Source organism: Alistipes sp. AF14-19 (genome assembly GCF_003461645.1).
Taxonomy (GTDB): Bacteria; Bacteroidota; Bacteroidia; order Bacteroidales; family Rikenellaceae; genus Alistipes; species Alistipes shahii.
Genome location: NZ_QTXM01000036.1, coordinates 1 through 10,299, shown reverse-complemented (window position 1 = coordinate 10,299; position 10,299 = coordinate 1). Strand labels below are relative to the sequence as shown.

The following is a 10,299-nucleotide window of genomic DNA, read 5'->3' as shown; positions in this document are numbered from 1 at the left end:
TTATATATGTTTGGGAGCAAACCGGATAAACCGATCCATCGACAACAGTTTGCATAAACAGGACATCTTGCGACAGATTTGTTTTTATATCCATATACAAACGCTCCAAATTCACACCGGCACGGTCAATCTTATTGATAAATATAATTGTCGGGATTTGCAGCTTTTGTAAAGTACTGAACAGCAACTTTGTCTGCGCTTGTATGCCTTCCTTTGCGGATAAGATGAGGACTGCTCCATCAAGCATTTTGAATGTCCGCTCCACTTCCGCAATAAAATCCATGTGTCCCGGAGTGTCAATGATATTGCATTTCACTCCATTCCAGATAATAGATGTCGTAGAAGCCCGGACAGTAATTCCTCTACGTTTCTCTATATCCATAGAGTCCGTTATGGTGTCACCATTATCCACACGGCCGCACTTTTCCGTTGCTCCACTGGCAAACAGCAGATTCTCGGTTACGGAAGTTTTTCCTGCATCAATGTGAGCAAGAATTCCTAAATTTATAATATTCATTTGGATTAAGCAATAATATACTACAGTAGATGCATTGTCGAAACGCACCTTTTAATACCTCCTCGTAGCATATGAGAACTACAGGATTACTAACTCGTATTAATATGTATATTATTACTGCCGCATAACGATTACAAAATTACACAAAAAAATATATCTAACAAAAGTGGGAGGATTTTTTAACTTTTTACCATAGACATTTTATTAGGGAAGCGTAGGTTCAACTGGCAAGTACAAATAAGTAGAAATGTTTGAACAACACCGTTTTAGGAAGTTGAAAAATCAAGTTTCTCTCTCGGTATAGCGTTTATTTTGGCCAATATCTTCTTTAGTTTAGCATTTGTGTATTTCCCATTCGTGTTCTATTTAGCTCCTTATTATGAGTATGTAGCAAGTTACTTATCAAATTCAGCCTCTTTGAGGGTCAAATATGGTTTTGCAAATGGTGACTGACAAGACATAAACAAGGTCAGCAGGAATTTTTTACATAAATGGACATGAATGTATATAACCTAAAATAAGAATAAATTTTAATAAGGGCTGCCCAAAAAGAAAAAAATGCAGTTGCCATCCTATAGATACTTGCAGAAAGGATAAAATTTACTTTTAGACCTTTTGGGATAGCCCTTATTAATACTTCAGATAAAATTCCTTAGGTTATATTTTCAATCCTTTGGACCGGGTTTCCTCCTTGGCATACAGTCCCGGACGCCCGATTATGACATGGTTGGCAACGATACTATCCGCCGGACTGCGTATCTGCGGCGGTGCATTTTCGGGATATTGCGCCTGCCTGTTCCTCACATCTTCCGCTTCCGGCTTGAGCTGTTGCCCTTCATTCTCCTTTTCTGCGACTTCGGGCGTGGGTGGCGCAAGCTCCAGCTGAATTTTTCGGTCAAGGGCGGCAAGTTCGGACTTCAACTGCTTCAGCTCGTCCTCCTTCTTCCACACCTTACCCGCTATCTCCTGTAACTGCGGTATCTCCATCTCCAGCACCTCGTTCTTCGCCTTGTACTGGTCGATGATGGAGGGTATCCTCTCCATCGCGTTGAGGAAGTTGCGGGCGGCGGCCAACGGGTCAGCCATCGCCAGATGCCCGTTGTTGTAGGTGTACTTGTAGTTCCCCTCGACCACGAAGCGGTTGTCGGTGAACTCCAATCCCTCTTTGAGTATCCTTTCGCTCACCACCTTTATCGGAAAACCGTAAAGTTCACCGACCTGCGTGTACAACCCTCCGGTCGTGGCATTCTTGGCTATCTCCTGCAAACGCTTTCCGATGACCTTCTCATCGGCGGAATCCACTCCGTCCACCTTTATTATATTAAGGCGGTTGCCCTCCTTGTCGGTCTGCACCACCGACAGGAAGCGGTTCCAGTCCTCCGTCATGGCATCTATGAAAGCCGTGTTGTTGCGCAACTCGCCGGTCTTTGACTCCAGCTTGAACTCCGAATCACGCTTGCCCTTGTTGAACGACTTGCGTTCCCCTTCGAGCGATGCGATCCGCTTTTCCAGTTTCGCCTTGTCCAACAGGTCGGTATTGCCGGAGAGCAACGCCATGTATTCCGAGAAATTCATGCCCGATTTTTCGTCCATTGCCCCCTCGTCGATGGTACGCGCACCCATCGCACCGCTTTTGAGCTGGCTTATGAAAGTCTGCTTGCAGTGCAGGAGGTTGAACTTGTAGCTGTCCAGTGACTTCTCCACCGCGTAGATGATTACATCCACGTTGTTCCCGGCGAAATGTTTGGCAATCTCATTACCTGCCCTAACTCCGCGTCCGTCACGCTGTTGCAAGTCGGACGGTCGCCACGGCGTATCGAGATGATGGATAGCCACACACCGTTTCTGGGCGTTCACACCCGTTCCGAGCATAGAGGTAGAGCCGAACAGCACACGCACCGTCCCGGCGTTCATGGCGTCTATCACCGCCTTCCGCGCCTTGTCGGTCTTGCACTCCTGAATGAAGCGCACCTCGCTTGGCGGTATACCGTAGTCCTCCGTCAGTTTGCGCTTGATTTCCGAATAGACGTTCCACCCGTCGCCCGGCTGGTATGTCCCCAAATCAGAGAAAACGAACTGCGTGCCTTTCTGGGCGTCGTATTTTTGATAATACTCCGCGATCATCTTGGCACAGTGACTCGCTTTGTTGTCGGGATGATCTTCGTAATTCGGGTCTATCATGCGCATGTCGAGTGCCATTTTCCGGGCATAGTCCGTGGCGATGAGCATCTTCGCCTTTTCTTCCGTTTCCGAAAGCGGCAGCCTGCCCAACAAGGTGGCATCGCCCGTCTTGGCGAACTGCATCAGTTTCTGTATGAAGTCCTCCTGTTCCGGCGTGGGCGGTATATGGTGCAGTATCTCGTTCTTGGCAGGACGGTCAACGCCCACATCCTCCGCCGTGCGGTAGTCCGTGATTTCATTATAGAAGGCGGCAAGCTCCGGCACTTTGATGAAGTAGCGGAAACGCTCCTTCTGGACCACATTGTTCGTCACGTTAAATTCAAAATCCGTCGTCTTCTTGGCAAATATCGCCGCCCAAGCGTCGAAACACCTTATGTCCTGCCGTTCCAGCTCCTTCGGGCGCAGGTACTTGAACAGCAGGTACAATTCAGTCAGTGAGTTGCTGATAGTCGTGCCGGAGAGGAAGGTCGCACCCAAGTCTTTTCCTGTGCGCTCCTGTATGGTGCGTATGGCAAAGAGCATGTTAAGTGCCTTCTGGCTTCCCTCGCTGTTTCCCAATCCCGCCACACGGTCGTGGCGCGTGTTGAAAGTCAGATTCTTGAACTGGTGGCTCTCATCTATGAAGATGTGGTCGATGCCCATCTGCTTGAAATCCACCACGTCGTCCGTGCGTGACTTTATGGCGTGTTCCACCTTCTCCAGCTTCGCTTCAAGGTTGTGCTTGCGCTTCTCCAATCCTTTCAGCATCGCCCGCGACACGTTCTTTCCCTGCTGCCGTAGCACTTCGAGGTTTTCCTCCACCGTGTCAAGCTCTGCTTGCAGGATGCGCTGCTGCAATTCCGGCGACTGCGGTATCTTGCCGAACTGGTCGTGCGACATGATGACGCAATCGTAGTCGTTGTTCTTTATATTATTGAAGAAGCGCACACGGTTGGCGGTCGAAAAGTCCTTCTCCGAAGCGTACAGAATACGTGCGTTGGGATATGCCGCCTGATAGGTGGCTGCAATCTCCGCAACGTTGGCTTTCAGCCCGATAATCATCGGCTTGTGTGCCAAATTCAGACGCTTCATCTCATGCGCGGCGATGCACATTATCAGCGTCTTACCGGTTCCCACCTCGTGGTCGCAAATTCCGCCGCCGTTCTGTTTCAACATCCAGACGCAATCCATCTGTGAGGGATAGACGCTCTTGATACCCCGGCTTGCCAGCCCTTTCAGGTTGAGGTCGGGAAAGGTCTGATGGGAGCCGTCGTAGCGCGGGCGCACGAAACAGTTGAACTTGCGGTTATACATCGTCACAAGCCGCTCCTTGAACTGCGGCGACTGCTCTTCGAGCCATTCGGAGAAGCCGTTTCGTATCTCGTCAATCTTGGCGTTGGCGAGTTGTATTCCCTCGCTGTCGCGCATCTTGATGTCGTTGCCATGCTCGTCCTTGCCGATGGACTTCATCATGTCAGGGCAGGTGTTGTGCAGGGCGTGTTTTAGGAGGTGCATACCGTCATAGTTCCGGTAATACCCCTTCACCAGAAACTCGTCCGTGATTTTCATGGTGCGGTAGCCGCACACCACCGAAAACTCGTCCATGCTTGCGGAATAGGCGATTTTCACCTCCGTGTCGAACAGCCGGCTCATGTAGGCGGCATAGACACCCGTCGGAATCCAGCGTTCCCCGAAATTGAAGTCCAGATCCTCGAAGGCGATGCGCTGCGGCTCGGCATCTTTCAGAGCCTCCAACGCCTGCTTCACCTCCGGCATACGCTCATTTTCGGGATTGTCACCCATCCATGCCTCTATGCGTTCCGCTTTCTCTATGACATTTCCGGCGATGAAACGGTCTTTGATTTCGTAACCGGTCACGAGCGGATTGTAGTAGATGCGCCCTTGCAGGGCAGTGAGCAAATCCTCCGCCGTGCTGTCGGTTATCTCCCGCATATAGTCGAGATTGACCGTACCATATTTGTTGAGCGACGCAGACAGGGCTTCTTCGGGAGAGCCTACGTTGGCATGGCTCTCCACCGCGAAGGAAACAGGATGCTCGAAGATGTCCGCCTTGACGAACTTTCCGTTTTCCATCCGTTCCAGCGAAAGGATGTCGCGCCCGCCCGCATCCATCATCACTAACTTCACGTTCTGCTTGGCGTTGAGGTTGCCGTAGCGCATGACAAACTCATCGTAACAGGTATTCAGATGCTCTCGCCACGGAACATTTGCCTCGCGCCGGAGCGATTCATAACGGTACAGACGCTCGTAGGCGTCACGCAGCGACACATACAACAACGCCTTTTCCTTCTGGTATCCTTTCAGGTCGAGCGGCTGGAATGTCGCCCCGTATGGCGTGATGTCTTTCAGGTAGCCGATGTTATGACGCCCCCGGTCAGCCACCAGCGACCCTTCGCGCAGGTGCATCTCCGGCGTGCGGTGGTAGGCACGCGGAGAAAGGTCCACGACTTCCTCCTTCGGCTTTTCCGCTTCGATGTCGGGGAAAAGGAAAGTCCCCACCGCTTCCGATGGGGTATCTGTAACGGCAGGTGCGGCGACTGCCTCCGGCTGTGTTTCCTCCTGTCGTGGCTGCTCACGGGAAGTTTCCGGCACGGCTTTCACTTCCGTCTTTTCCGCCACTTGTTTCTCGTTATGCTGCCTTGCCAGTTCCCGAAGTTCTTTCCTACGCTCCGGCGTCAAACCCATCATCATTTCATAGAAACCGTTGATGGGAGGATTGGTATCCCAGTCCAGTGTGGCATAGATGTCGTCCGGGTCGGCAGGCTTGGCGGTGTTCTCCGCTTTCACCTCCTTATTCTCCATTGCGGGTTTTGCAGTTGGAGCTGTCGGTGTAACCGTGACTTTCGGTTTGGGCGGAGTGGACTTTGCCGTAACTGCCTTTTTCACCGTCTTTTTCTTTTTGGAGGTTTTCGGTTGGCTGACCTCTTCCGTCATCCCCCAGAGGTCAAGCAGGGTGAGCTGCACGCCTGCGGAATATTGCGGGCGCGGTTCTATCTCCGGCTTTTCATCTGCGGGTTGCGGCTTTTCTGTCGGAGTTTCCACCGTCTGCGCCGAGGATACTGTTTCCAATTTTATGGCAGGACGCTCTACTTTATTTTGAACGGCAACTTTTTCTTCCGTTCCTGCCTGCCGGATTGAACCCGAATACAAGCGCATGGCAAGCCTGTAATGGAAATCCTCGTCGAGCATACGGCGCAAATCCCCGGCGATGCCTGCTGCCTTGCCCTCGTGCAGATAAACCATAGCGGGCTTCCCGTAGGGGTCTGTGTCAAGTTTCGCCATCGTATGCACGATGCGTTCCGGGTGGTGGATGAAATAGGCGTTGTCGGTCAGGGCGGTTTTCGTGTCCGTCTGTATCACGGTCATCAGCCGCTCGTCCTGCGACATTTCCTTCTTGCTGAGGTTCTTTTGCAGGACAATCAGGTCACTGCCCACCTCCGTGCCCGCGTTGTCCGTGAACAGGTTGTTGGGCAGGCGTATCGCGGATACCAGATTGGCCTGACTGAACAGCTCGTTACGCACGGAGGTCTTGGTGCTATTCAATACCCCTTGCGAGGTGATGAACGCCACGATACCGCCGTCACGCACGGCATCCAGTCCTTTGAGAAAGAAATAGTTGTGGATGGTTTTCTGGGCGGAGCGTCTGCCGAAAGAGTCGCTCCGCTGAAACTCCGCGTCGAACACGGCAATGTCACCGAACGGAATGTTGGACACCGCCAAGTCGAAATAATTGTTGAACGGTCTTTCGATTTTCTCAAAACCGCAGGTGCGCATTTTCTGGTCGGGATAGAGATGCCTCAAGATTGTACCCGTGAGCAGATCCTTCTCGAAAGCCATCACATCCGCATTGGGGCTGTGCCGCAGCATGGAATCCACGAACACGCCGACACCTGCCGACGGTTCGAGCATACGGGCGGGGCGGACGCTGTAATCTGCCAGCACGTCCGCGATGGTGTCGGTTATCTCTTTGGGGGTGTAGAAAGCGGTCAGCACGGACGCTTTCAGCGAATCCACAAACCGCTTGTACTCTGTTTCGTCCTTGCTGTTCTCACGGATAAGCCTGTGCAGCTCCACCGTCGGGGCGAACAGTTCGAGGTCGGATTTCGCCCACCGGACGGCATCCGTCAGTTCCTTTGCAGGGTTGAGGATACATTTCAGACCGCCGAAACCGCAGTACCTTTGAAGTATGGCACGCTCTTCGGTTGTCGCTGTCCTATTTTCCCTGTCAAGGATGAATGCCGTCCGTATCGCCTCGATGTTGTCCCGCAGTTTCTGTTTGCGGTTAAACGCCATATTCGTCTAAGTAAAGGACGGTTGCTCCCGTCAGCTCCGTGTAGAGCAGGTCGTAATCGGAAGACAGGGCGAAATTGTCATCCGAGAGGTCATAGACGGAGAACACGTTGCCGACAAGCGGCAGCAGTTTCAGGACAAAGGCTTCACGCTTCTCTTCCGGCACTTCATCGGCAAACTCGTTTTCCACGACTTCGCGGAGGATGGCGTAACGGGAATAATGCAGCCCGCGCAGCAGCGTGTCCATCGCCAGTTCCTGCGCACCATCGGCGGGATAGCCTTCAAGCCGTGCCCTCTCATACGTTTCGGCGGCACGGTCGGCCCGTTCCCGTATGAAAGCGGTGTCGTCAGCCTGTTCAAACTTGTTCGTGCGGAGATAGTCCAGCAGGTACAGACCGTAATAGGAAAAGTCGGTCTGACCCTCGTTTTTCTTCTTGTTGTTCATTACTTTGGATTTAGCGGATTGATAATTAACGGGATAATCGGTTGGAAAAAGGAAGAAAAAGGCACTCGGTATCCCTCCGAGTGCCACCACTAAATCCAAAGTATGAGTGTAATCCGGTATCGAAGAACAATTCATTACTCTGAACAAGTGGCAAAGTTAATACTATTTCTTCCGTCCTGAAAATTTCTTGTCCTTTTTAGCCTCCGGGAACACAAAAGTCGTGTTATATTCCCCGTCAAAGGCGACAACAGCATCGAAACTCTTGCCCTGTTTGCTCTTGAACCCTTTGAGCAGCTTGGTATGCCCTTCGGTGAGCAGGTCTTTGATTTCATCGTCGGACAGGGTGCGTCCCGCTTTCAGCCGGAACACGGGCAGTCCGCACTCCGTGTTGTCGCAGCGTACCACCTTGCCGTAGAACCGCATCCTGCCCGTGCCACACTTGGGACACGCGCAGCCGGAGTCACGGCTGCCGAAGAGCTTGTCGCACGAGATCAGTTCGGAGGTTATCTCACGTGTGTACGCCTCTATCTCCTTGCGGAAGGTGTCGTCGGACAGTTCCCCGCGCTCGATACGCGCCAGCTCCTTTTCCCATTCGCCCGTCATGGCAACATCGGCGATGCGCATCGTCTTGACGACGGAATTGAGGGCAAGTCCTTTTTCGGTGGGAACAAGCGACTTCTTGCAGCGTTCCATGTAACCGCGCTTGAAAAGCGTTTCGATGATGGAGGCGCGTGTGGCGGGAGTACCGATGCCACAGTCCTTCATCGCCTGCCGCAGTGCGTCGTCCTCAATTTCCTTGCCCGCCGTTTCCATTGCCGAGAGCAGGGTGGCTTCGGTATGCAGCGGCTTGGGTTTGGTCTTTCCTTCGGTAATGGACGAGCCTTTCGGTGTCAGCGTGTCGCCTTCCTGCCAGCCGGGGATGGTAATTTCCTCTTTTTCCTCGCCATAGACGGCACGCCATCCGGTTTGCTTCACGACGCTGCCTTTTACGGTAAACTCCACTCCGGCACATTCCGCCGTGACAGTGGTCACATCCTTGACGCATTTCTCAGAGAATGCCTCGACCATGCGCCCGGCAATCATCTGATAGATGGTATTGTCCTCTTTGGAGAGGAAGAGCGGTTTCTCACCCGTGACGAGCAGGGCATGGTGGTCTGTCACCTTGCCGTCGTCCACGCTGCGGCGTGTCGGGGCGGCTTTTGCCCGCACCTTGTCTTTCCATTCGGGCTGTGTGCCGATGAAAGCGAGCAGTTTGGGAATTTCGGCAAACACGTCTTCGGGGATGTAGCGGCTTCCCGTTCTCGGATAGGTTATCAACTTCTTTTCGTAGAGTTTCTGCGCGATTTCAAGCGTCTGTTCCGCCGTGAAGCCGTGCTTGGCGTTGGCTTCTTTCTGGAGCGTGGTCAGGTCGTAGAGCAAGGGAGTTTCCTCCGTCTTCTCCTTGCGCTCGGCTTTCGTGACAGTGGCGCAACCTGCCGCCTTTACCTTATTATATAGTTCCATCGCCGGTTCTTTCTCTTTCCATTTCTCGGAGGATGAGAATTTCACGACTTCGCCGTCGCAACCGTCCGTTGCGATATGGAGCTGCCAGAATGCTTCGGACGTAAAGCGGCGGTTCTCCCAGTAGCGTTCACATACCATAGCCAACGTTGGTGTCTGCACCCGCCCCACGGAATACGTGCCGTGTCCGGCGGCGATGGATAACGCCTGTGTGCCGTTGATGCCCACGAGCCAGTCGGATTCGCTCCGCGCTTTGGCGGCGAGGTAGAGGTTGTCGTATTTGCTGCCGTCTTCGAGTTTCCGCAGTCCCTCGCGGATAGCTTTGTCGGTGAGAGAGCTGATCCACAGGCGCACGAAAGGAGTGGTGCAACCCGTATAGTGGTAGAGGTAGCGGAAGATAAGCTCTCCCTCGCGTCCGGCATCGGTCGCCACGATGATATGTTCGCTTGTGTCGAACAGTCTTTTGATGACTTTTATCTGCGACACCACGCCGCTGTCGGGCTTGTAACCTTTCTCCGTCCTGACCTGACGGGGGACGAGCGTGAATGTGTCGGGAATAATCGGGAGGTTGTCACGGACAAATCCGCGCACGCCGTAGCCGTCGGGCATGGCAAGCTGAACGAGGTGTCCGAATGCCCATGTCACGGCATAACCGCCTCCCTCGAAATATCCTTCCTCTCTCTTTGTCGCGCCCACGATGCGGGCGATTTCACGTGCCACGGAGGGCTTTTCTGCAATGATTGTCTTCATGTCTTCTTCTTTTTTGTTGATACTTTGGATTTTATTTTGGATTCAGTGGCGGACACGGGATTACATTTTCATGCCCTTGCCCGTTTTCTTCTGCGGCTTCTCCTGCTGCTGTTGCTGGCGGGCGTCCTTCGGGTTGGTCTGACCTTTCTGCAACGGCTCTCTCAGATTCTTTGTAGCCTCGTTGGTCTTGCCATCGTTGTTCACCGCCACCTGCGTGCGGCTCTCGTTGGACGGAGCAACCTGCTGTGCATTGTCAGGGTTCGTGTCGTAGCGGTACGGGCGTCCCTTCTCCGGGTTGAACTTGATATACATCGTGGCATGGAAGCCCTGCTTGTCGGTCACGTTCTCCAGCTTCACGGCTTTACCCGCCACATAGTCGGCTTTCTGCTGGTCGGTGAAGCTCACGCCGCTCCATTTGCTGATGGGGCGGATGCTGCCGTCCTCGTTCGTCCACGTGTTGCGGCGTTGCTCCTTCTTGGTCTGTGCGGCATTTTCCCCGCCCTGCGCCTGACTTTTCGATGTGTCGCCTTTGGTTTCCTGTGTCTGTGCGGTACGGGGCGACTTGCCGGTTCCCGGCACGAACTCCACGCCGCGCTGCTCCACGTTCACTTGCAGG

General features: G+C 53.1%; 5 protein-coding genes. All 5 read right to left on the bottom strand.

What is annotated here, in order from left to right:
* Nucleotides 1–517, bottom strand: a 517-nt coding sequence (locus DWW03_RS16045) for a GTP-binding protein (protein ID WP_118407044.1), incomplete at its 3' end; no start/stop codon positions are given.
* 657 nt (nt 518–1,174) lie between these two features.
* Nucleotides 1,175–6,991 carry an N-6 DNA methylase gene (locus DWW03_RS16040; protein ID WP_004291462.1) on the bottom strand — a complete coding sequence of 1,939 codons (5,817 nt, stop codon included), beginning with the start codon at nt 6,989–6,991 and terminating at the stop codon, nt 1,175–1,177.
* Complete coding sequence (locus tag DWW03_RS16035) at nt 6,981–7,433, bottom strand: DUF1896 domain-containing protein (RefSeq protein WP_004304266.1); 453 nt, start codon at nt 7,431–7,433, stop codon at nt 6,981–6,983. Before DWW03_RS16035 ends, DWW03_RS16040 begins: the two co-directional genes overlap by 11 nt.
* A gap of 162 nt (nt 7,434–7,595) precedes the next feature.
* Complete coding sequence (gene topB / locus DWW03_RS16030; RefSeq protein ID WP_004291456.1) at nt 7,596–9,683, bottom strand: type IA DNA topoisomerase; 2,088 nt, start codon at nt 9,681–9,683, stop codon at nt 7,596–7,598.
* Nucleotides 9,684–9,743: 60 nt separating this feature from the next.
* The coding region (locus tag DWW03_RS16025) for a DUF3945 domain-containing protein (protein ID WP_118407043.1) at nt 9,744–10,299 on the bottom strand (556 nt) is incomplete at its 5' end.